The organism is Flavicella sediminum (assembly GCF_006381105.1).
Taxonomy (GTDB): Bacteria; Bacteroidota; Bacteroidia; order Flavobacteriales; family Flavobacteriaceae; genus Flavicella; species Flavicella sediminum.
Genome location: NZ_VDET01000016.1, coordinates 30,022 through 53,876 on the forward strand (window position 1 = coordinate 30,022; position 23,855 = coordinate 53,876).

Consider the following 23,855-nt stretch of genomic DNA (forward strand, 5'->3'; position numbering starts at 1 on the left):
ATATTCTAAGAAAATTAGGCCTTGAAAGTAATCTTACGCATACGTAAGCTTTCTGGAGTAACCTCTAAATATTCATCATTTCTAATGTATTCCATGTTTTCTTCTAAAGAGAAGTCTACTTTTGGAGCAATTTTCATAGCGTCATCTGTACCAGATTTACGCATGTTTGTCAATTGCTTTCCTTTGATCAAGTTTACTGACATTTCATCAGACTTATTGTTTTCACCAATTACTTGACCTACATAGATTTCTTGATTTACATCGATAAAGAATTTACCTCTATCTTGTAAACGGTTCAATGCATAAGCCGTTGCTTTACCAGCAGCAGCAGAAACAATTGCTCCTTTTTCCTCTTCATTGAAATCACCTTTGTAAGGTCCGTATTCACTGAATCTATGGTTTACAATTGCTTGACCAGCAGTTGCTGTTAAAATTTTATTACGCAATCCAATCAATCCACGAGATGGGATAGAGAATTCTAAATGTTGTAAATCTCCTTTAGGTTCCATAATCATTAAGTCTCCTTTACGCAAAGAAACCAAGTTTACAGCTTTAGAAGCAACATCTTCAGGTACATCAATAGACAATGTTTCCATTGGTTCATGTTTCTTACCATCAATCATTTTAATGATTACTTGAGGACGACCTACTTGTAATTCATATCCTTCACGACGCATTGTTTCAATCAATACAGATAAATGCAACACACCACGTCCGAATACATTAAATTTGTCTTCAGAATCCGTAGTTTCAACTCTTAAAGCCAAATTCTTTTCTAATTCTTTGAACAAACGATCACGTAAATGACGAGAAGTTACAAATTTACCTTCTTTACCAAAGAAAGGAGAATTGTTAATTGTAAACAACATACTCATGGTAGGTTGGTCAATTTCAGTTCTTGGTAATGCTTCAGGGTTTTCTAAATCTGCAATGGTATCACCAATTTCAAATCCTTCAATACCTGTAATTGCACAAATATCACCACAACGTACTTTTTCTACTTGGACTTTACCCATCCCTTCAAATACGTGTAATTCTTTAATTCTAACTTTTTTAGTTGAGCCATCAGCTTTACATAGCATGTAATCTTTAGCTACTTCTAAATCTCCACGGAAAATACGTCCAATAGCAATTCTTCCTGTAAAGGCAGAAAAATCTAATGAAGTAATTTGCATTTGAGGAGTTCCTTCATTGTAAGGAGATTCTGGAATAGATTCCAAAACAGCATCTAATAAAGGTACAATATTGTCAGTTTGATTTTTCCAATCTGTACTCATCCAGTTATTTTTAGCTGAACCGTAAACAGTTGTAAAATCCAATTGCTCTTCAGTCGCTTCTAAAGCAAACATCAAGTCAAATACTTTTTCGTGAACGATATCTGGAGTACAGTTTTCTTTATCTACTTTGTTAACAACAACAATGGGTGTTAAACCAAGCTCTAAAGCTTTTCCTAATACAAAACGAGTTTGTGGCATAGGTCCTTCAAAGGCATCTACCAACAATAAAACTCCATCTGCCATTTTCAATACACGCTCAACCTCACCACCAAAATCGGCATGGCCAGGAGTATCAATCACATTGATTTTTGTTCCTTTGTATTGAACAGAAACGTTTTTAGAAAGAATCGTAATTCCTCTTTCACGTTCCAAGTCATTGTTATCTAACAAAAGATCTGTTCTTTCTTTTCTTTCGTCCAATACTTTTGCTTGGTCGATTATTTTATCAACCAAAGTAGTTTTACCGTGATCGACATGGGCTATAATAGCGATATTTCTAATTTGCATACAAGAATTTTAAGATTGCAAAAGTACTATTTATAATTGATAATAAAACAGTACTAGGAGTTAATTTATTGTGATATCTTTATTTAGCTATTAACTGAGTTTATAATTAAGAAGTTTTTCACCTTAATTTAAGGTCAACTTTCTATTATTTTCCCGTCATTACTGAGAGTAAAATTTATTTGTTAATATAAAAAATTATATATTTACTGTTAAAAATCGCCCCAATGACCAATGTTTCAAAGTTTTCTCCTAGAAGAATTAAAATTGTTTATACCCTTTCTATACTAACTGCAATCATTTCAGCTATCTGGGCTGCTTTAGCGTATTTTTTAGAAATTCACAAATTGGGTATTTTTATTGCCGTTATCGCTGTCGTTTTTCTGGTAACGGCTATTATTTCTAAAAAGGGACATATTACCTTAGCCCGTTTTTTATACATGATTGCCTTTATTGTTAGTGTTTCGCTAACCTCCTCTTTTATTGGTAAAGCGGGTAGTGTGGAGTTTATTTTAATGTTTGCATTGGGTTTGCCTTTTTTAATGTTTTCTTATAGAACAGAAAAAGCTATGATTTTTTCATTTTCTGCAATTACGGCATTTTTTTGGTTTCTACTTTACCTAACCGATTTCAATTTATACACCAACACACAAATGGATCCTGCTTTGGCAGGAGGGATTGTTTATCCTGTTTCTATTGGAACCACTATCCTTTTAGTTACTGGCCAATTGATCATATTTTCTAATTTAAATATGAGCTATTACAAAAAAATTCATGACCGTAAAGACGAAGCTATTGAAGCTTCTAATGCCAAATCACAGTTTTTAAGCACCATGAGCCATGAAATTAGAACCCCTTTAAATGCCATTATTGGTTTGTCTCATATTTTAGGAGATAGCCACCCAAAACCGGAACAGGTTGAAAATATTGAAGCGTTGAATTATTCAGGTAAAATACTTTTAAATCTATTGAACAATGTTTTGGATTACAGTAAAATGGAGTCCAACGAAATTGTGCTTGACCCCATACCCACCGATATATACTTAGCTGTTAAACAATTAAAAAAAATATACGAAGCTAGCTGCTTACGAAAAGGTATTCATATGATTGTTGACATTGAGGAAAACTTACCAATCGTATCTTTAGACATTGTTCGTTTCAATCAGGTCATTAATAATTTAATTTCTAATGCCATCAAATTTACAGACAATGGAAGTGTAACCTTAAAAATTAGAAAAGAAAATGAAAGCGAAGATCATTTTGAACTGGTTACTGAAATTATAGATACGGGAATTGGACTTACAGAGGAACAACAAATCAAAATTTTTGATGCATTTACACAAGCTACAAACTCTACTACGCGCCTATATGGAGGGACTGGTTTAGGACTTTCCATTGTTAAGAAAATAATTGAAGCAATGGACTCTGAAATTAAAATTGAAAGTAAAGTTACTGTTGGTAGTACTTTTTATTTTAAAGTAAAACTATACAAAGCTAAAAAAGAAGAACTGATACAAACAGAAGAAAAAAAGGTTCATAATTTAAAAAATAAAAAATTATTATTGGTGGAAGACAACCAGATTAATGTCATGGTTGGAAAGCAAATACTAGAAAAACATGGTTTGCAAGTAGACGTTGCGGAACATGGCCAAGAAGCCGTTGACAAAGTAAAAGCCAACACCTACGACCTTGTATTAATGGACATACAAATGCCAATTATGGATGGCTATACTGCTACAAAGGAAATCAGAAAATTTAATACCACAGTCCCTATTTTAGCTTTATCTGCTTCTGTATTTATGGAAGTAAAAAATAAAATTTTAGATAGCGGAATGAATGGCTTTATATTTAAACCATTTAATCCTGATGATTTATTAAATAAAATTGAAGAACAAATAAATGGGTCTAACTAATCGTTATTTCGGTATTGACAATTAATTGGGAAGTGCTTTTAAAAAAAAGCTCAAAGTAGCTTCAATAAATTAATTCATGCCGAAATACTGCAAAGGATCTACTATTTCAATAGGTAATTTTCTTGCGAATTCTACACCTAATTCATCATTGCCTTCTTCTGTCCAAATTCCTGAAACAATAGCATTGGTTAAAAATTCGTAACTAACGAGCCCAGTATATTCCTTCCCTTCTAATTCGTAACAAAAATTAAAACTGAGGGTATTATTAAACAAAACGCCAAAACCTATTTGCACATCACCTCCTTCCAAAAACCAACTGGCTTGGAATTTATTTTCACTATAGGCAATAGATAAAATTCCGGCATAGCCACTTGTTGAATTTTCACTATTTGCACCTACAATTTGATAATGACCTACAATTTCAGAAATACGTATGCTAGGAAATAGTGCAGTGCTAGTATCTACAACTTCTCTTCGTAAATTTATTTCTTCAATAAATTGAACTGCATTTTTATCTTTCTTAGAGATTCTATTGCGAAGAATGGCAACCGATTTTTCTAACCAACGACTTAGCTTAGCATTCATATTAAGTGTTCTGTAATTCAATTACCGTAATCTCAGGCCACATCCCTACTCTACCCGGAAAACCAAGGAAACCAAATCCTTTATTTACATATAAATATTGTTTGGCTTCTTTGTACAAACCAGACCATCTGGCATATCTAAATTTTGCAGGACTCCATTTAAAACCAGGTATGTCTATTCCAAATTGCATACCGTGTGTATGCCCCGCCAATGTTAAGTCGATATGGGTTTTATGTGGAATTGTTTTTAAATCCCAATGTGTTGGGTCATGCGATAATAATATTTTAAAAGCATCATTCTCTACACCTTGCAGTGCTTTGTCCAAATCTCCTTTTTGCTTAAATCCTTTCCCCCAATTTTCTACACCTAAAACAGTAATTTCATCGGTGCCTTTTTTTATTTTTATATGCTCATTTTTAAGCAATTCAAAATTCATTTCTTTATGATACACATCCATCAAATCTGCATTTTCTTTTTTTGCTTCATCTGAGTCCCATCTATTATAATCGCTATAATCATGGTTTCCTAAAATAGAATATACTTTGGGCTGAATGGATTTAAAAGTATCAATAAAGGGAAGTACTTCACGAGAATCTCCATTAACCAAGTCGCCTGTAAAAAAAACCACATCGGCATTTTGCTCATTGATCAAATCGACCCCTTTTTGCACATCAGAAACACTATCAAAACTTCCGGAATGAATATCTGAAATTTGCACCAATTTAAAACCATGAAACGCTTTTGGCAAATTTGGAAAATTCAGTACCAGCTTTTTTACTTTATAATTGTATTTCCCTTTGGTAATTCCATACAACATAGATGCAAACGGAATACTAGCCACTCCCAAACCTAATTTTATGATAAATTTTCTACGTTCGTTAAAATCGGTTGCCGGTGTATAGCCCATCATTTTAGAAACCAACTGAAATAGATAATTTACAACTCTAATTACATCATCAAAAACTAAAAAAACAAAAAACAGCAGTTTAAAAATAATAAAGGAAAAAGCCACTCCTATCCATAAATTTCGAGAAAGTGTTGCATTTAAAGCGCGTTCTTGAAAATATTGAATCATAATATAAAAGCCAATATAGGATACTACGGCTAAAATTGCATAACCAACCAATACGGATACTTGAAATTTATTTTTTGCAAATACAGATCGTAAACCAAAAAACAGGTACGTATCTAACACTACTAAAACACCAATAATAACTAAAAGTCTTGTCAACATAATTTCTAATTCGGGAAAACAAATTAACGCTAAAAAATAGACAGATTTTAAATTCCCTTCATAAATAAATACTAATTTTCTTTTTTTTACACAACAAGCGTCATAGCAAAATTATTGTTGCTGTTGTTGCTGTTGCTGACTTACATCTGGGCGGATATCAACAGATACTTTTAAAGTACTTAAACCACTACTATAAAGCACTCCTTTTAAAGGAGCCACATCGTAATAGTCTCGTCCCCAAGCCACAATAATATGTTGATCTTTTGGAATTTGATTGTTTGTCGGATCAAAATCTACCCAGCCAAACGTTGGAATATATACGGAAAACCATGCGTGTGAAGCATCTGTTCCTATTAATTTTTCTTTCCCCGGAGGAGGCAAAGTTTCTATATAGCCACTAATATAACGAGCCGGCAAATTTACAGATCTTAAACAAGCAATTGCAATTTGGGCAAAATCTTGACAAACACCTTTCTTTTCTTTCATAACTTCAGAAATAGGAGTGGCTACATTTGTCACATTTGGGTTAAATTCAAAATCTTCAAAAATTCGTTGCATCAATTCAAAACTAGCTTCAAAAACCGATCTATTTGGTTGAAATGATTTTTCTGCATAGGCTTTCACCTCTGCATCAATATTCTTAATCAAAACAGATTCTAGCTGATATTGACGCGCATCTAAAACAGCATCTTCCACCCCTTTTAACAAATCTAACGTTTCCGTTAATGTTATTTTTTTAGCCGCTAAATCTGCATCAATATTTGGCACCTTACTAAAATCTCTATGTACTTTACTAAGCGCAACAACTTTTAATTCTTTGTGGTGTTTTTGAATTGAAAAGCGCGTAATTGTATTGCCAAAAAAATCAGTTCTTTCTGAAAATTCAGCCGGAGTAGGTTGAATTTCTAAATCATAAGTTACCAATTCTTGACCTAAAATATTTTTGGGTTTTAAAATGGCGATATTATGACAAAATGTAACCCCTTCCTCATACTTATAAGTAGTATCGTGTATAATTCTGTATAACATTAACTTCGAATTTTTTGTTTTACCATTTGTGTTTGTTGGTAGGTATGATCGAAATATGTATTGGAAATTGCCAAACCTGTTTCGTGCAATAAATCACTTAATTTTGATAAAGTAGCATCAAAATTTTCTCTAAAAATATTTTCTTCATTCGTTTTTAACAACAAATCAGGATTTATAGCTTCCATAATTCCACAAACTTCAGCAATTTTTGATTGGCATTCTTCAAAACCATCAGCAGTTTGAGGAACCGGTAATTGAGACATATCTTTCTGAATTCTATTTAGTTGATAATACAAAGATTTTGCATAAGTTTTATCCAAAATTAATAAATCTACTACATTGTCAATACTTAAATAAGACCGATAACTGTATCTATATATATTGAGACTTTCATTGCTATTTAACAAAGCCTCTAAAATTTCATAATTTAATTCATCTTCATAATTGAAAACAATCATAGAGCGAGCTTTGGCTATATTCATACTAGCCTGTTCCATTTGCAAACCAATAAAATAAAGCAACAAACCTTGGTTTACCAAAATACTTTCTTCTATCAATCCCATAAAAGCAATCAACCTAGTTATGGTTTTATCCAAAAGCTTAATTAAGTCAATTAATGTGTGGTTTTTATCGCAGTCGTAGGGTGCCCATAGTTTTTTTATGCTATCAAAAACACGCCACATATCTTTGGACCATAAATTTCTTAAGGTATAATATGAATTATTAAAACTATCCAAAGTTTGTGCTAGCGACCCAACTCTATTCACATCTAAAACTAAAGATCTTAATTCTTTTAATGGGTTTTTAAGAACTTCCTCACTTCCTTTACCTACAAAACCAGGAAATGTAGACGTTAAATTTGTTAGTGCTTTGAATAAATAAACCAGTGTTTCTGATTCTGTTTTTCTAGAATTATAACTTTCGTTATTCATGCTGTTCAACACAGTTCTTAAATACCTAGAAGTAACCACTGCCCTACCCAAATACCTACCAGACCAAAATAAATTTTCTGCCGTATTACTAGGCAAATCATTCATATCAGAAATTCTTATGTTTTTAGAAACACTCCAAGTATTTTGTTGAATACTATTTTGTTTTTCATCACTAACAATCCAAAAATCTTTACTAATACCTCCACGTTGATTAGAAACACGCAGCTCTTTTCTTTCAGAAGCAACACGAACCAATCCACCAGGCATTACGGAATACCCGTCGCCTTTAGCTACGCAAAATGTTCTACAAACAACTTTCCGAGGCTCTAATTTTCCTTTAATATAATTGGGTGCTGAAGAAAAAGAAATTTTCTCTTGAGCTACAAAACGATAGGGATTTCTTAAAATCTCTTCTTTTAATTTTTCTATTTCAGTATCATTCAAAAATTCACAAAAATAAAGGCTTTCACGATTCGATTTGTCAATTCTTTTGATCACATATTTTTTTATATTTTTTAAAACAAAACTTCTTTCTTTATCTTGTCCACACCACCAAGAAGCTATTTGAGGAAGTAGTAATTCTTCATTCAAATAATATTTACAGATAGCACTCATAAACGGAATCAAACCTGAGTTTTCAATAATTCCACTACCAACAGGATTAATGACCGTAACATTACTATTTCTAACCACTTCTAACAAACCTGCTACTCCTAAATAAGAATCTTCTCTTAACTCTAAAGGGTCTACAAACTCGTCATCAACTCGTCTTAAAATAACATCTACTTTTTTTAGTCCATTTAAAGATTTCATCCAAACACAACCACTCCGAACAATTAAATCGTTTCCTTTTACAAGCGGATAGCCTAATAAAGTAGATAAATAAGCATGCTCAAAATAGGTCTCATTATGAGGTCCTGGAGTTAAAATGACAATGGTAGGATCTTCAACTCCTTTTGGAGCTGCATCTATTAACATTTGACTAAAGTCGTTAAAAAACTTAGACGGCTGTTTAACGTTGATATTTTTAAATAGTTCAGAAGCAATTCTACTTGTTGTAAATCTGTTTTCTAAGGCATAGCCCATTCCTGAAGGTGCCTGAGTTCTATCATTGACCACCCACATTCTTCCATCTGGACCTCTTGATAATTCCGCAGAATAGATCATCAAGTTCTTAGGTGTGCTGTAAGCTATTTGATCACATTGTCTTAAAAAACCTCTGTGCTCATAAAATACTTCAGGGGGAACAATTTTATCCTTAATTAATTTTCGTTCTCCATAAACATCCTTCAAAATTAAATCTAAAAGCTTGGCTCTTTGTTGAATTCCTTTTTCAATAGTATCCCATTCCTTTTCATGTAAAATGAACGGAATGGCATTTAATTGCCAGGGTCTATGCAAACCATTAGGGTCATTATATACATTATAAGTAACCCCGTTTTCAACCATCAACCAGTCAATTTCACTTTGAAGCTCTTGAAATACTTCTAATCCTATGGTTTGGACATTTTCTAATAACTGTCCCCAGTTGCTATTTATTGCTTTATTCGATTTTAAAAGTTCATCATATCCTTTTAAATCTTCGGAATATTGTTTAAAAATTTTGTTGGAATCAACACTCATTTTTGCCTTTCTATTTTTTACGCAAATCTAAGGTATTTGGAAACTCCGAATCTACTGGAATCGTTTTATATCTAAATTTTCTTTGACTTTTTTGTTCTTCAATAGTTCTTGTTGGTGCTGCCACCTCACTCGCTGTGATTTCTTCAATAAAATCGACATCTGTTTGCGTTTGTCCAACATCCCAAAAACGATTGATTCTTCTTGATTCTGCTTCAAAACTATTTACAGGGAAGGTTTCATAAGATCGTCCACCTGGATGTGCCACAAAATATTTACAACCACCAATAGATTTCCGATTCCAAGTATCTACAATATCAAAAGCTAAAGGTGTATCTACCCCAATTGTTGGATGCAGTGCCGAATGTGGATCCCAAGCTTTGTAACGAACTCCTGCTACAAATTCACCTTTTACACGAGTAGGCTGCAATTGTACTTTTACACCGTTACAAGTAAGTACATATCTTTCGCTCACAAAATTAGAAACTTTTACTTGCAAACGCTCCAAAGAAGAATCTACATAACGAGCAGTTCCACCCCCTGTCATTTCTTCACCCAAAACATTCCAAGGCTCAATACCGGCTCTTAATTCCATATGAATATCACCAATATCTAACATTCCATGCAACGGAAATCTAAATTCAAAGAAAGGATCAAACCAATCTTCTTGAAATTTATAACCTGCTTTATTTAATTGTTGAACTATATCTCTAACATCTTCTCTTACAAAATGTTCTATTAAAAATTTATCATGCAGCTCTGTTCCCCATCTTACCAAGTTGTGTTCGTAAGGTTTTTTCCAAAACCATGCGACCAATGCTCTTACCAATAACATTTGAACCAAACTCATTTGTGGATGCGGAGGCATGTCAAAACCACGTAATTCTAATATTCCCAATCTACCTGTTGAGGAGTCTGGAGAATATAATTTATCGATACAAAATTCTGCTCTGTGTGTATTTCCTGTTAAATCCGTTAATAGATGTCTAAACAATCGGTCTGTTAACCAAAAAGGAACCTCGCCGTCTTTTGGTATTTGACTAAAGGCTATTTCCAACTCGTATAAGTTTTCCATACGGGCTTCATCAATTCTTGGTGCCTGACTTGTAGCTCCGACAAAAGAACCAGAGAATAAATAAGTCAAACCAGGATGATGCTGCCAAAAAGTTAATAAACTACGTAGCAAACTTGGTTTACGCAACAAGGGACTATCAGAAGGTGAAATTCCACCCAGCGTTACATGGTTTCCACCACCAGTACCCGTGTGTTTCCCATCCAACATAAATTTTTCTGTTCCTAGTCTACATTTTTTTGCTTCTTCATAAAGGCTCAGCGTATTTTCAACCAATTCACCCCAATTTTTCATAGGATGAACATTTACTTCAATTACACCCGGATCTGGGGTGATTTTCATGGATTCTATTCTATTGTCGTGCGGAGGATTGTATCCTTCTAAAATAACTGGAATCTTTAATTCTTTAGCTGTCGCTTCAATAGAAGCAATCAAATCTAAAAATGCATCTACAGAATCTAAAGGCGGTAAAAACAAATAGAGTTTTCCGTCTCTAATTTCCGCAGAGATAGCCGTTTTTACAAAAAACTTGGGTTTATTGGTATCCAATCCGTTTGCGCAAAAATCTTTGTATCGAATATTCACCAATCGTTTAAAACTTGGCAAAGCTTTTCTTTTTTTGAATAAATCGGGTTCATATACTGGAAAAACCCCATATTCAGGTTTGGCTTGTAATGAACTCAATGGCAATCTTAATCCGACCGGAGAAGTACCAGGCATTAAAAACATGTGTTTTCTTCTAAACACCCATTCACTTGTAAACCATTGCTCACCTGATTTATTTAAAGGTAATACATAGCCTACGGTTTTATTCGTTCCTTGTTCTAGGATTTGAGCCAAGCGCTCTCTAACTAAATCTTCGCTATTTTCTTTTGTTATATCAATATCAACAGGAATATTCCCCTCTTCCCACAGCATATAAAATGCATCTTCATAGGTAGGAATAATATGTTCATTGGTCACATTTAAATACTTCGTCAAAGTTTCTAAAAACAACAAATCACTCCTCTCGGGAACAATTGGGTTTTCAGACAAGCAAGAAAGTAATTTCTCATTAAACCATATTTTTTTTCCGTCTTTTCTCCAGTACAACTGTATTTCCCAACGTGGTAGTGGCTCACCAGGATACCATTTTCCTTGCGCATGATGTAACATACCTCCTTTAGCAACTTTGTCCAAAAGGCGTTTTGTTAAATCGTCTGCTAATTTTCTTTTATGAGGTCCATCTGCATCGGTATTCCATTCAGGAGATTCCATATCGTCAATAGAGACAAAAGTAGGTTCTCCTCCCATGGTCAATCGTACATCTCCTTTTTCTAAATCACGTTCTACTTTGTGGCCTAATTTTTCGATGGCTTTCCACTGATCTTCGGTATATGGTTTGGTTACTCTCGGTGATTCTAAAATTCTTGTTACAGAATTTTCAAACTCAAATTCCGTTTCACATTTGTCTGTCATTCCTGTTACAGGAGCAGCACTATCATAATGTGGTGTACACGACAAAGGAATATGCCCCTCACCAGCTAACAAACCAGAGGTTGCATCAAAACCAATCCAACCTGCACCAGGCAAATAAATTTCAGCCCAAGCATGCAAATCTGTAAAATCTTCCGCAGGTCCAGAAGGCCCATCTAAGGACTCTTCATCGGCTTTTAACTGAACAATATATCCTGAAACAAAACGAGCTCCAAAACCTAAATGCCTTGCCGTTTGTACAAGTAGCCATGCATAATCTCTACAAGAACCTGTTTTACAAGCCAAACTTTCTTCTGGAGTTTGAACTCCAGGTTCCATTCGGATATTATAACTTAAATATTCATAAATTTTTTGATTCAGATCTATTAAAAAATAAATTGTTTTTCTTGGTGAATAATCAATCGTTTTAACAAACTCCTGAATAAGCGTACTTCTATCATTTATTTCTAAATAAGGATGTAGTTCTTTTTTTAATTCTTCAGAATATACAAAGGGATAGTCTTCAGCACTTTCTTCTACAAAAAAATCAAATGGATTGATTGTTTTTAAATCCGCTATTATTTCTATATCAATAGACAGTTCATTGGTTTTATCAGGAAAAACAACTCGTGCCTGATAATTTCCAAATGGATCTTGTTGCCAGTTGAAAAAATGATTTTCGGGTAGAATTTTTAAAGAATACGATTCTATTGGAGTTCTACTATGCGGAGCTGGTCTAAGTCTAAATATATGTGGTGATAAATTGACAGAACGATCAAATTTATATTTTGTCTTATGAGAAATAACTACTTTTAAAGCCATATGTATATTTTAATTTTCAAACCTTATTTATAAAAACCAATTTAGTTTAAATAATTTACTAAATTACTACAATTACTAGGACAAACCGGAAAAGTTTATTTTAAAAAAAATAGGAGATTTGTGAAACACTTTTTTATTTCCTAAAAAAATAAACAATACCGAAAAAACAATGCTATTTTTAGACTATTATTGTAATAGCTCTTTTGTGTTTTTTTTAATAAAAGCGCAATTTCTATAATTTTAACAATCTAAATATCACAAATAAAGCGTGTAAAAACCTGTTAAAAAACATACTTTAAACTGTAACAATATTCATGAAAATATTTACAATGTTCAATACCTTAGCCCTATCCTAAATGAAACAGATGAGTGATTACAAAAAATTGCCAATATTTTCATCATACGAAGTAAATCCAAAATTCTATGATGAAATATTTACCCAAAACAAAGAGGTTAGGTCTATTTATGAGACATTATTTAACTTATTTAATGAGTATCAAATTGATGATTTTCAGTTGTTGAATGAAAAAGCAAAAGCTTCCTTTTTAAATCAGGGAATAACTTTCCAGGTTTATGGACAAAAAGAAGTTAAAGAACAGGTATTTCCTTTCGATTTGTTTCCTAGAATTATATCTGCAAAAGAATGGAGTCATATTGAATCTGGTGCATTGCAAAGAAGTAAGGCTTTGAATTTATTCTTAAAAGATTTGTATTCAAAAAAACAAATTATAAAAGATGGTATTGTTCCATTGGACATGATTGTTTCTTCTGAAAATTACTTAGAACAAATGAATGGTTTGAAAGTTCCAGGTGGCATTTACAACCACATCTCGGGAACAGATTTAATCAAACATTCAGATGGAGAATATTATGTTTTAGAAGACAATATCAGATGTCCATCTGGGGTAAGTTATGTTGTCAGCAACAGAGCTTCCTTAAAACGAAATTTATTTGGTGCCTTCAACCATTACCCAGCTTATGCTGTAGACAATTATGCTGAGAATTTATTGGCCATGATGCAGTCTGTTAAACCTTTGGGAGTAGACAACCCTACTTGTGTTGTCATTACACCTGGAATTTACAATTCTGCTTATTATGAACATTCCTATTTGGCAAAAGCAATGGGAATTGAATTGGTAGAAGGAAGAGATCTTTTTATTGAGAAAGATTTTGTGTACATGAAAACTATTTACGGCCCACAAAAAGTAGACGTTATTTATAGAAGAATTGATGATGCTTTTATTGATCCATTGGTTTTTAATCCGGACAGTTTACTAGGGGTTCCTGGTTTATTTAAGGCGTATAAAAAAGGAAATGTTTGCTTGGTAAATGCACCAGGTACAGGTGTTGCAGATGACAAGGCGATATATACCTTCATGCCAAAAATCATAAAATACTATTTGGATGAAGATCCTATTTTAAACAATGTACATACTTATCACTGTAACAACCCTAAAGAGTTAGAGTATGTGCTAAATAATATAGATAAATTAGTGATTAAACCTGTTGATGAGTCTGGTGGTTACGGAATTTCAATTGGAAGTAAATTGACAAAAGAAGAAATAGAAGCCGTTAAAAAAGTCATTAAGGCAAGTCCTAGAAAATATATTGCACAGCCAATCATGTCCTTATCTACCCACGCAACTTATATAGATGAAGTGGAAGCTTTTGAACCTAGACATGTAGATTTAAGAACTTTTACTTTGTTAGGAAAAAACACTGAATTTGTATTAAAAGGAGGCTTGACAAGGGTAGCATTAAAAAGAGGAAATTTAATCGTGAATTCATCGCAAGGAGGTGGGTCAAAAGATACTTGGGTATTAAAAAAATAAAAAACTATGCTAGCAAGAGTTGCCAATAATTTATTCTGGATGGGAAGATACCTTGAAAGAACCGAACATATTGCACGTTTTATCAACGTGAATTATTTTTCATCTTTAGATGCCCCAAATGAAATATCTCAATCAAGACAATTCGTTTTAAAATCGATACTCTATATGGTCAACGATACCGTTATAGAAAATGACGAGGAAGTGGATGAGAAAAAAGTATTATTTGATGTTGCCTTAAACCCAGAAAATGAATTTTCAATTTTAAGTTGTTTTAAATACGCAAGAGAGAATGCAAGTAGTGCTCGGGATTTAATTTCTATTGAATTGTACGAATCCATCAACCAATTGTATTATTATATTAAAAATTACAATGTTGATTTATTTGTAAACAAAGGATTGGATGATTTTACAGCGACCATCACCAAAGAAACAGCTTCATTAAGAGGTAAAATCAACGAGACTTTAATTTTAGATGAAACCTATGCAATTTTGACCTTGGGAATACATTTAGAAAGAGCCAATCAAGTTATTAGAATAATCAACACAAAATATATCGATGCTAAATCATCTGAGTCAGAAATATCTGATAATTTTAACAACAGCTACGAATGGACTACTTTATTAAAGTGTATCCAATCATTTGACATGATGAAACGTTTTTACAAAAAAGCTCCTGTAAGTGCAGACACACTAGCTTTTTCAGTACTAAACCCTTCGTGTCCTAGATCGATCATGAATTGCTTAAACACAACTCAAAAAAACATAAAAATATTATCAGATAGAATTGATCCAAACTCTACTTCATACCTCATTAGTAAAACTACATGCGAATATAAGTACATGTCGATTAATGAAATTGAAGGAAATTTTTCTGATTTTATTGAAGATACAATTACGAAAGTTACGTCTATATGTGAAAGTATTGAAAAAGAGTTCTTCGATTATTAATGGACTCCTTTCTATTTTTCACAAACTAAATCTCACAAAAGGGATCGCTTTTAAAAGTGATCCTTTTTTTATGCACCATTTTCACTTCAAAAAAGCGCTTCTAAATTATTAGACAAATGAATTAGCTAGGCTATTTTAAATTAACGTATAAATATGTAATATTGCAGTTCAAAGAAAACCTCATGAAATCCATACAATCTACTAGCTGTCAAGTTCATTTTCAAGAAAATGCCTACCTTCAATTAAACAATTATTTAGCAAACACTTCACATTCATTGATTTTCATTTTAGTAGATGAAAATACAAACAGAGATTGTTTGCCAAAATTGATGGGTGAAATAGCGACCAAAGCAACTATTGAAATTATTGAAATTGAATCGGGAGAAATAAACAAAAATTTAGAAACTTGTACCGGTTTGTGGAATGCTTTGACTGAACTTGGTGCCGACAGAAAAAGTTTATTAATCAACCTTGGTGGTGGCGTAATTACGGATATGGGAGGTTTCGTAGCTTCAACCTTTAAAAGAGGGATTAGTTTTATCAATATTCCTACCACTTTATTAAGTATGGTAGATGCTTCTGTAGGAGGAAAAACGGGCGTAGATTTAGGTGTTCTTAAAAATCAAATCGGAATATTTTCTGATCCTGAAATGGTTTTAATCGATTTGGAATATTTAAATACCGTTTCTGAAGAAGAAATTATTTCAGGTACCGCTGAAATCATCAAACATGGATTGATTTACGACCTTGATTTATTCAATGAGGTAAGAAATAACAACCTTGAAAACGTTGCTTATTTAATTCATCGTTCTGTTGAAATAAAAAATGAAGTTGTTTTAGCCGATCAAAAAGAAAGCAGTTTACGTAAAATTTTAAATTATGGACATACCATTGGTCATGCTGTTGAATCTTATTTCTTAGAATCTGATCATAAAAAAACCTTAACACATGGGCAGGCTATTTCTTTAGGAATGGTGACAGAAGCTTATATTTCTAATAAGTTATTTGGTTTTCCAATGGCGCAAGTAGAGGACTTAAAATTGTATGTGATCAATTTATTTGGAAAAGTTCCTATTGTCACAAGTGATTATCCTGAAGTTTTTGAGTATTTAAAACATGACAAAAAAAATGTAAGCGGACAAGTTAATTTTGTATTGCTTGAAGCCATTGCAAAGTATAAAATAGACTGTAAAGTCGATTTAGATTTGGTAGAAGAGTCTATCAATTATTATTTGGCTTAACATAATTAAATAATAAGCACAAAAAAAGCCTTCAGAAGAAATTCTGAAGGCTTTTTTTATTTCTACTCTTATTTCTATTTAAAATACTCACGTATTCCGTAACTCGCCAAAACTCCTTCACCTGTAGCTGCTGCTACCTGTGCAATGGCTCCTTCTCTACAATCTCCAGCAGCAAATATTCCTTTTACAGATGTTTGCGCCAAGCCTTTACTTGTAATAAATCCTCTAGCATCCAAATCTACAATTCCTTTAAATGATTTTGTATTTGGAATCAATCCCACAAAAATAAAAGCTCCATCTGCCGTAATTAATTCTTCTTCGCCGGTAACATTGTCCTTTACCAAAACGCCTTTAAATAATTCTTTATCGTTCTCTGCAAATTCAACTGTTGTTTTATCCAAATAAGTCGTAATATTTTCAATACTTTCTAACTTTTGAATATAAGTCTCAGATGCTTTAAAATCTTTAGATCTGTGAATAATTTTTACAGATTTACAAAAACCTGCCAAAAAGATACCTTCTTCCAAGGCAGAATTCCCTCCCCCTACAACAATTACATCTTTATCTCTATAAAAAGCACCATCACAGGTTGCACAAAAGTGAATTCCTGAACCTATTAATTTTTCTTCATTAGGTACTCCTAATTTTCTATAAGTAGATCCTGTAGACAGTACCACTGTTTTTCCAAGGAATTCATTTCCCTTTGTTTTTATATGAAATATCTCTCCTTTTTTATCAATAGAAAGCACCTCTTCTCCTGTTTTTATAGTAGCTCCATAGGTTGTTGCTTGTTCTTCCATTCTTGCCATTAATTCAGGGCCCGAAATTGAAGTAAATCCAGGGTAATTTTCGATTTTCTCGGTCAAAAAGGCATTCCCACCAATATTCTTTTTTTCTAATATTAACGTGTCATATCTGTCTCTTTGCGCATAGATAGAAGTTGTTAATCCAGCAGCTCCTCCACCAATAATAATGGAATCATATACTTTATGTTCTTTCTTTACATCAATCTTCAAAACCTCTTTTAAGGTTTCGTTATCCGGATTTGTAAACGGTTTACCATCAATTAGTAGTGTTGGAATAATTCGCTTTCCATTATTTATTTCCTCAACTTTATCCGTTGCCCATTGGTGTTCATCTACATCAATGTATTGAAAATTAATATTGTTATCTGTTAAAAAACTTTTTGCTCTTCTACAATCCGGGCACCAATCAGCTCCAAATAAAGCAACCTTTGCAACCTCATTGATTCCTAAAACAGACGCCAAAACCGTATTATCGGGATTGGTATAGGATTTATCATTAAAAATAATTGTAGGAATAATTCGCTTCCCATTATTTATAGCCTCTACTCTAGCAGTTGCTTCTTTATCCAAATCGACATCCACAAATTCAAAGTCAATTTTATTTTCTTTTAAATAGGCTTTTGCTCTTAAACAATCCGGACACCAATCGGCTCCATATAATTTCAATGTGTTCATATAAGTAATTTTTAATGATGGTGTAGTAGCAACAAGTATCCATAACTTACAAAAACAAAAAAACATTGGTCTTTCCAACTACATTTTCACTCGCTTTAAAGTATCTTTGTTACCCTAGATTTATATTTTTCTTAATGGTTACAACAGCAAAACTACACAGTACTTTAAAAGAATATTTTGGATATGAAAAGTTCCGACCTCTTCAAGAAAAAATTGCAAGTTCCATTTTAAGTGGAAATGATAATTTGGTGATCATGCCTACCGGTGGAGGAAAATCTATCTGTTTTCAATTACCAGCGTTGTTATTTAAGGGAATTACTTTGGTTATTTCTCCTTTAATTGCTTTAATGAAGGATCAGGTTGATGGGTTGAACGCCAACGGAATTCCATCTGCCTATTTAAACAGCAGCCAGTCTGCTGAAGAAAATTTTGAAATTATAAATAAACTTAAAAAAGGAGAAATAAAACTCTTGTATTTGGCTCCTGAAAGTTTGGCTATACTTGAAACTCTTTTACAAGAAATAGAAATTAGCTGTATTGCCATTGATGAAGCACATTGTATTTCCTCTTGGGGTCACGATTTTAGACCTGCTTATACGCAATTAGGTTTTCTAAAGAAACGATTGCCCAATACACCTATCGTAGCGCTAACAGCAACGGCAGACAAGGCCACCAGAGAAGATATTGCCAGCCAATTAAATTTAGTAAACCCAAACAAACATATTGCTTCTTTTGACAGACCAAATATTTCTTTAGAGGTTCGAGCGGCACAGGACAGAGTCAAACAAATAATCGATTTTATTCAGCAAAAACCAAACGAATCTGGAATTGTGTATTGTTTAAGTCGAAAAGCTACAGAACAAGTAGCGAGTAGTTTGACAAAAAAAGGAATTCCTGCCAAAGCGTATCATGCTGGAATAAATCATGAAGAACGCTCTAAAATTCAAGAAGATTTTATTTACGATAAATCCCAAATAATTTGCGCCACCATTGCTTTTGGAATGGGAATTGACAAATCGAATATTCGTTGGGTGATACATTACAATTTGCCTAAAAATTTAGAAGGGTATTACCAAGAAATTGGACGTGCCGGAAGAGATGGTTTAAAAGCGAAAACCATTTTATTTTACAGTTATGCCGATGTCATCCAACTACAAAAATTTGCCGATAGCTCAGGAAATAAAGAAGTGCAACTTTCTAAATTAGAAAGAATGCAACAATATACCGAGGCCTTAAGTTGCCGAAGAAAAGTATTGTTAAGTTATTTTGGTGAATTGGTAGAAGAAGATTGCATGAACTGCGATGTATGTAAAAACCCACCTGCCTTTTTTGATGGAACCATCATTGCTCAAAAAATTCTTTCAGGCATCTTCCGATTGCAAGAAAAAGAACCTTTAGGAACCCTTGTTGATTTTTTACGAGGATCTCAAAATGCCAGTATTTACGACAAAGGTTTTCAACAGCTAAAAACCTATGGGGTGGCTCGAGATATTTCTTGGAGAGACTTGCAGCAATATGTCATCCAATTAATCAATTTGGGCTATTGTGAAATTGCTTTCCATGAAAACAATGCTTTAAAATTAACGGAGTTTTCAAAAAAAGTATTGTTCGACAAAGAAAAAGTGCGCTTAACAACCGTAGTAGACAAACCAAGTAAAAAAGCGAAAACAACAAAAAGTAGTACTAGCGTTGCCAATAACAGTCTGTTTGAAAGGTTGCGTTTGCTTCGCTTACAGCTAGCACAAGAAAAAGGAATTCCGGCTTATTTGGTTTTTGGAGATGCCGCCTTAAAACAAATGGAAAAAGAAAGACCGATGTCTGATGAAGATTTTCTTGCCATTGATGGTGTTGGGAAGAAAAAGTTTGAAGATTATGGTTATGTTTTTATCAAAGAAATCATTGCTTTTCAAAAAGAAAAAGTAGTCGTAAAAAAGAAGAAAAAAACCAACAAAGTAAATACAATTGAAGTCACCTACGATTTGTATAAAAAAGGATTTTCTGCAGAAGATATTGCGAATGAAAGAAAATTAAGTCTGGCAACCATTCAAAATCATTATACGAAATTGTACCAAGAAGGGTACGAAATTAACCTTCATGAATTTATTAGTAAAAAAGAGTTGGATTTAATTAAAGAAGCGAAAATAAAATTAGATAACAGCAACAGCCTAAAAGCCTATTATGACTATTTTGAAGAAGCTGTACCTTATGATATTTTAAAATTCGGACTTACCATGTTACACAAAAAAAAGTAACAAACTACTTATCGCGTTGGGCATCTAAATCTTCGTAAATTTTCTCATAGTCGGGTAAAATAGCATCTATAGAAAATTTACGAGAATGTTCCCAAGCGTTCTTTTTAAACTGTCGCAATCGTTCTTTATCTTCCAAAATATAAAGTGCGTTTTCTGCCATTTCTTTTACATTTCCAACATCACTTAAAAAACCGGTAACCCCCTGTACATTTACTTCTGGCAAACCACCAGAATTACTTGAAATAACAGGTGTTTTTGCGGCCATGGCCTCCAAAGCCGCCAATCCGAAACTTTCAGTTTCTGAAGGCAATAAGAACAAATCAGAATAACACAATATTTTTTCCAACTCTACACTATTTCCTAAAAACAGCACATTGTCAAATACCCCTAACTCTTTTGCTCTTGTTCTAGCCGCTATCAAATCTGGACCTTCACCTACTAGTAATAATTTAGAAGGTAATTTTTTCTGAACCTCATAAAATATTTCAATCACATCTTTGGTTCTTTTTACCGGTCTAAAATTACTGATATGCGTTAAAATACGTTCGTCTTCAGTGGCAATAGAAATACGCTGACACTCTTCATGTAAAATATCAGGATATTTTTCTAATTCAATAAAATTATAAATTACATGAATGTCTTTTTTGATTGAAAAGGAGGCCAAAGTCTGATTTTTCAAACTGTTGGAAACTGTCGTAACTGCATCCGATTGATTGATACTAAATTCCACCGCTTTTTTATAGCTTGGGTGACTTCCAACCAAAGTTATGTCCGTTCCATGTAATGTGGTAACTACTTTTACATCTATGCCTTGCTCCTTTAGCATTTGCTTGGCCATATAGGCTGCATACGCATGTGGAATGGCATAATGCACATGTAGAATTTCTAATTTGAATTTTGTAACAATATCTACCATTTTGGAAGACAAAGCCAACTCATATGGTTGGTATTGAAACAATGGGTATTCTTGTATTTGAACCTGATGAAAATGCAAACCTGAAGAAAGAAAATCCAATCGAACTGGCTGATTGTAGGTAATAAAATGTACTTCATGTCCTTTATGAGCCAAAGCCATTCCTAACTCCGTTGCCACTACACCACTACCTCCAAAAGTTGGGTAACAAACAATACCTATTTTCATATCTTAAATTCTATCAATTGTTGCAAATATCTTCTCTTTTTAACTCTAAAAACTTTTGAAATTCACTTCAAATGAATTCATAGTATCTTAGAACGAAACGCCTAAGAAATCTTACAAAGAAAAATTATTTTTTGTCTTTTAACATTTTTTTAATACCTGCTAATTCCTTTAGTTTTTCTCTAGATTCTGTTACAGGGGTTCCAAAATAAGATTTCCCTCCTTGTATGGATTTGGTTACGCCCGTTTGACCTAAGACAACGGCGCCTTTTCCAATGGTTATGCCACTTGTTGTACCTACTTGTCCCCAAATAGTTACCTCATCTTCAATAATAACACAGCCTGCAATTCCTGTTTGTGAGGCGATTAAACATTTTTCACCAATAACGGTGTCATGCCCAACATGGACTTGGTTGTCTATTTTTGTTCCTTTTTTGATCAAGGTATCCCCCGAAACCCCTTTATCAATAGTACACAAAGCACCTAAATCTACATGATCTTCTAAAACAACACGCCCACCAGAAATTAATTTATCGTAAGCCTCTGGTCTCTTTTTGTAATAAAAAGCATCCGCTCCAAGCACACAACCTGCGTGAATGGTTACATTGTTTCCAATGATACAGTTGTCATAAATAATTACATTTGGATGAATGACACAATTTGTACCAATAACCACATGATTTCCCACAAATACATTGGGCTGTAAAATAGTACCTGCACCAATTTTCGCAGTTGCGCTTATTGTTACAGAACTGGGTTGAAAAGGATTAAAATGTTGGGTTAGTTTGTTAAAATCTCGAAAAGGATCCTCTGAAATTAACAAGGCTTTTCCTTCAGGACAAGCAACTTCTTTGTTTATTAAAACAATCGTAGCAGCCGACTCTAAGGCTTTATCGTAATATTTGGGATGATCTACAAAAACAATATCACCTGGCTGTACCACATGAATTTCATTCATTCCTAAAACAGGAAAATTTTCATCACCTACAAATTGACATTCAATAATTGAAGCAATTTTCTTTAATGTTTGTGTCTTTTGAAACTTCATAAACCACTACTACATCGTTAAAAAAAGAAAGTCGAAGTATGTAAAAAAACTTCGACTTTCAATAATTTTATTAGAAAAACTATTCTTTGATACGTTCTTGGTACGTTCCTTTTGTAGTTTCTACTTTAATTTTATCTCCTTCATTAATAAACAAAGGTACATTTACCGTAGCACCTGTTTCAACAGTAGCAGGTTTGGTTGCATTGGTTGCTGTATTTCCTTTTACTCCAGGTTCCGTATACGTTACTTCTAAAATAACAGAAGCAGGCATATCAACCGCTAATGGCATTTCATCTTCAGATCTTACAACAACGGTTACAATTTCTCCTTCTTTCATCAAATCTGGAGCATCTAAAATTACTTTTTCCAAAGTAATTTGATTGTAATCATCAGTATTCATAAAGTTATACATATCACCTTCTGCATACAAATATTGATATTTTCTAGTCTCAACACGAACTTCCTCAATTTTATGACCGGCAGAAAAAGTGTTATCAATTACTTTTCCACTAGTCAAACTTTTTAATTTAGTTCTAACAAAAGCAGGACCTTTTCCTGGTTTTACGTGTTGAAATTCTATTATTTTAAAAGTATCACTATTGTACTTGATACACAATCCGTTTCTAATATCTGATGTTGATGCCATAATATATTTTGTATTTTTTGTATTTGTAATTGAAGGATTTTATTGATTTCCAGAATATCCTTTCATAATTCCTCTTTGAGAATTTCTAATAAACATGATTACTTCATCACGTTCTGGAGTAGCCTCCATCTCTGCTTCTATTTTTTCTAAAGCTTGTGAATTGTTGTAATTTTTTTGATATAAAATTCTATAGATTTCTTGAATCTCTTTTATTTTTTCAGAGTCAAATCCTCTTCTTCTTAAACCAATAGAATTAATTCCTACATACGACAAAGGTTCTTTTGCTGCTTTTGTATACGGAGGCACGTCTTTTCTAACCAAAGAACCACCAGATACCATCGCATGTTCGCCAATATGTATAAATTGATGAATCGCTGCAAGTCCACCTAACACAGCATAATCACCTACAGTTACATGCCCACCTAGCAACACTCCATTTACAATAATTGCATTGTTACCAACAATACAATCATGCGCAATATGTGCAGCTGCCATGATCAAACAATTTTCTCCAACTACGGTTTTTCCTCTATCATTGGTTCCTCTATTAATGGTCACACATTCTCTAATGGTTGTGTTATTACCAATAACGGTCAATGAATCTTCTCCTTCAAATTTTAAATCTTGAGGAATAGCAGAAATGACTGCTCCAGGAAAAATTCGACAATTTTCACCAATTCTAGCGCCTTCCATAATGGAAACATTAGATCCAATCCATGTACCAGAACCAATTTCAACATTTTTATGAATGGTGGTAAAAGGTTCAATAACCACATTACGGGCTATTTTAGCTTGAGGATGTACGTATGCTAAGGGTTGATTCATC

The 23,855-nt window shown here is 33.2% G+C and carries 16 protein-coding genes; 5 read left to right on the forward strand and 11 right to left on the reverse strand.

Going from position 1 to position 23,855, the window contains the following annotated elements; all coding sequences use genetic code 11:
• Positions 1-14: 14 nt before the first annotated feature.
• Positions 15-1,784 carry a translational GTPase TypA gene (gene typA, locus FGM02_RS13870; protein ID WP_139959090.1) on the reverse strand — a complete coding sequence of 590 codons (1,770 nt, stop codon included), beginning with the start codon at positions 1,782-1,784 and terminating at the stop codon, positions 15-17.
• Positions 1,785-2,008: 224 nt separating this feature from the next.
• Between typA and FGM02_RS13875 the strand changes: the two genes are divergently transcribed.
• The gene (locus FGM02_RS13875; RefSeq protein ID WP_243739414.1) at positions 2,009-3,694 is read left to right on the forward strand and encodes a response regulator; all 1,686 of its coding nucleotides are present in this window, start codon (positions 2,009-2,011) and stop codon (positions 3,692-3,694) included.
• Between the two features lie 69 nt (positions 3,695-3,763).
• Here FGM02_RS13875 and FGM02_RS13880 read toward each other — a convergent pair whose 3' ends face one another.
• The 5 genes from FGM02_RS13880 to FGM02_RS13900 form a co-directional block, all read right to left on the reverse strand.
• On the reverse strand, positions 3,764-4,279 hold the full coding sequence (locus FGM02_RS13880; protein WP_139959092.1) for a hypothetical protein: 516 nt from the start codon (positions 4,277-4,279) through the stop codon (positions 3,764-3,766).
• Between the two features lies 1 nt (position 4,280).
• Complete coding sequence (locus FGM02_RS13885) at positions 4,281-5,513, reverse strand: metallophosphoesterase (RefSeq protein WP_139959094.1); 1,233 nt, start codon at positions 5,511-5,513, stop codon at positions 4,281-4,283.
• A 111-nt stretch (positions 5,514-5,624) separates the two neighbouring features.
• The gene (locus tag FGM02_RS13890; RefSeq protein ID WP_139959095.1) at positions 5,625-6,542 is read right to left on the reverse strand and encodes a transglutaminase family protein; all 918 of its coding nucleotides are present in this window, start codon (positions 6,540-6,542) and stop codon (positions 5,625-5,627) included.
• Positions 6,542-9,097, reverse strand: a complete 2,556-nt coding sequence (locus FGM02_RS13895; protein WP_139959096.1) for a circularly permuted type 2 ATP-grasp protein — start codon at positions 9,095-9,097, stop codon at positions 6,542-6,544. Before FGM02_RS13895 ends, FGM02_RS13890 begins: the two co-directional genes overlap by 1 nt.
• Positions 9,098-9,107: 10 nt before the next feature.
• A complete protein-coding gene (locus FGM02_RS13900; protein WP_139959097.1) occupies positions 9,108-12,443 on the reverse strand; it encodes a transglutaminase family protein in 3,336 nt (1,111 codons plus the stop codon).
• Between the two features lie 365 nt (positions 12,444-12,808).
• On the opposite strand from FGM02_RS13900, the gene FGM02_RS13905 reads away from it, so the two are divergent.
• The 3 genes from FGM02_RS13905 (at position 12,809) to aroB (ending at position 16,464) form a co-directional block, all read left to right on the forward strand.
• Positions 12,809-14,275, forward strand: coding sequence for a circularly permuted type 2 ATP-grasp protein (locus FGM02_RS13905; RefSeq protein ID WP_139959098.1), 1,467 nt, complete (start codon positions 12,809-12,811; stop codon positions 14,273-14,275).
• Between the two features lie 6 nt (positions 14,276-14,281).
• Positions 14,282-15,223: an alpha-E domain-containing protein gene (locus FGM02_RS13910; RefSeq protein WP_139959099.1), complete on the forward strand. Its 942-nt coding sequence runs from the start codon at positions 14,282-14,284 to the stop codon at positions 15,221-15,223.
• Between the two features lie 182 nt (positions 15,224-15,405).
• Complete coding sequence (aroB, locus tag FGM02_RS13915; protein ID WP_139959100.1) at positions 15,406-16,464, forward strand: 3-dehydroquinate synthase; 1,059 nt, start codon at positions 15,406-15,408, stop codon at positions 16,462-16,464.
• 74 nt (positions 16,465-16,538) lie between these two features.
• Here the strand turns inward: aroB and FGM02_RS13920 are convergent, their stop codons facing one another.
• Entirely contained in the window at positions 16,539-17,945 is a 1,407-nt protein-coding gene (locus tag FGM02_RS13920; protein WP_139959101.1) for an FAD-dependent oxidoreductase, read from the reverse strand.
• Positions 17,946-18,079: 134 nt separating this feature from the next.
• On the opposite strand from FGM02_RS13920, the gene recQ reads away from it, so the two are divergent.
• Positions 18,080-20,197, forward strand: coding sequence for a DNA helicase RecQ (recQ, locus tag FGM02_RS13925; RefSeq protein ID WP_139959102.1), 2,118 nt, complete (start codon positions 18,080-18,082; stop codon positions 20,195-20,197).
• Between the two features lie 4 nt (positions 20,198-20,201).
• Here the strand turns inward: recQ and bshA are convergent, their stop codons facing one another.
• From bshA to lpxA, 4 genes are all read right to left on the reverse strand, one after another.
• Entirely contained in the window at positions 20,202-21,338 is a 1,137-nt protein-coding gene (bshA, locus tag FGM02_RS13930) for an N-acetyl-alpha-D-glucosaminyl L-malate synthase BshA (protein WP_139959103.1), read from the reverse strand.
• Between the two features lie 124 nt (positions 21,339-21,462).
• Entirely contained in the window at positions 21,463-22,383 is a 921-nt protein-coding gene (locus tag FGM02_RS13935) for a UDP-3-O-(3-hydroxymyristoyl)glucosamine N-acyltransferase (protein WP_139959104.1), read from the reverse strand.
• A gap of 79 nt (positions 22,384-22,462) precedes the next feature.
• The gene (efp, locus tag FGM02_RS13940; RefSeq protein ID WP_139959105.1) at positions 22,463-23,029 is read right to left on the reverse strand and encodes an elongation factor P; all 567 of its coding nucleotides are present in this window, start codon (positions 23,027-23,029) and stop codon (positions 22,463-22,465) included.
• A gap of 39 nt (positions 23,030-23,068) precedes the next feature.
• Positions 23,069-23,854, reverse strand: a complete 786-nt coding sequence (lpxA, locus tag FGM02_RS13945) for an acyl-ACP--UDP-N-acetylglucosamine O-acyltransferase (RefSeq protein ID WP_139959106.1) — start codon at positions 23,852-23,854, stop codon at positions 23,069-23,071.
• Between the last annotated feature and the right edge of the window lies 1 nt (position 23,855).

Bases quoted from the DNA above. Each gene is read 5' to 3' on its own strand.
- typA (WP_139959090.1), bottom strand. From the start codon at position 1,784: ATGCAAATTAGAAATATCGCTATTATAGCCCATGTCGATCACGGTAAA.
- FGM02_RS13875 (WP_243739414.1), top strand. From the start codon at position 2,009: ATGACCAATGTTTCAAAGTTTTCTCCTAGAAGAATTAAAATTGTTTAT.
- FGM02_RS13880 (WP_139959092.1), bottom strand. From the start codon at position 4,279: ATGAATGCTAAGCTAAGTCGTTGGTTAGAAAAATCGGTTGCCATTCTT.
- FGM02_RS13885 (WP_139959094.1), bottom strand. From the start codon at position 5,513: ATGTTGACAAGACTTTTAGTTATTATTGGTGTTTTAGTAGTGTTAGAT.
- FGM02_RS13890 (WP_139959095.1), bottom strand. From the start codon at position 6,542: ATGTTATACAGAATTATACACGATACTACTTATAAGTATGAGGAAGGG.
- FGM02_RS13895 (WP_139959096.1), bottom strand. From the start codon at position 9,097: ATGAGTGTTGATTCCAACAAAATTTTTAAACAATATTCCGAAGATTTA.
- FGM02_RS13900 (WP_139959097.1), bottom strand. From the start codon at position 12,443: ATGGCTTTAAAAGTAGTTATTTCTCATAAGACAAAATATAAATTTGAT.
- FGM02_RS13905 (WP_139959098.1), top strand. From the start codon at position 12,809: ATGAGTGATTACAAAAAATTGCCAATATTTTCATCATACGAAGTAAAT.
- FGM02_RS13910 (WP_139959099.1), top strand. From the start codon at position 14,282: ATGCTAGCAAGAGTTGCCAATAATTTATTCTGGATGGGAAGATACCTT.
- aroB (WP_139959100.1), top strand. From the start codon at position 15,406: ATGAAATCCATACAATCTACTAGCTGTCAAGTTCATTTTCAAGAAAAT.
- FGM02_RS13920 (WP_139959101.1), bottom strand. From the start codon at position 17,945: ATGAACACATTGAAATTATATGGAGCCGATTGGTGTCCGGATTGTTTA.
- recQ (WP_139959102.1), top strand. From the start codon at position 18,080: ATGGTTACAACAGCAAAACTACACAGTACTTTAAAAGAATATTTTGGA.
- bshA (WP_139959103.1), bottom strand. From the start codon at position 21,338: ATGAAAATAGGTATTGTTTGTTACCCAACTTTTGGAGGTAGTGGTGTA.
- FGM02_RS13935 (WP_139959104.1), bottom strand. From the start codon at position 22,383: ATGAAGTTTCAAAAGACACAAACATTAAAGAAAATTGCTTCAATTATT.
- efp (WP_139959105.1), bottom strand. From the start codon at position 23,029: ATGGCATCAACATCAGATATTAGAAACGGATTGTGTATCAAGTACAAT.
- lpxA (WP_139959106.1), bottom strand. From the start codon at position 23,854: ATGAATCAACCCTTAGCATACGTACATCCTCAAGCTAAAATAGCCCGT.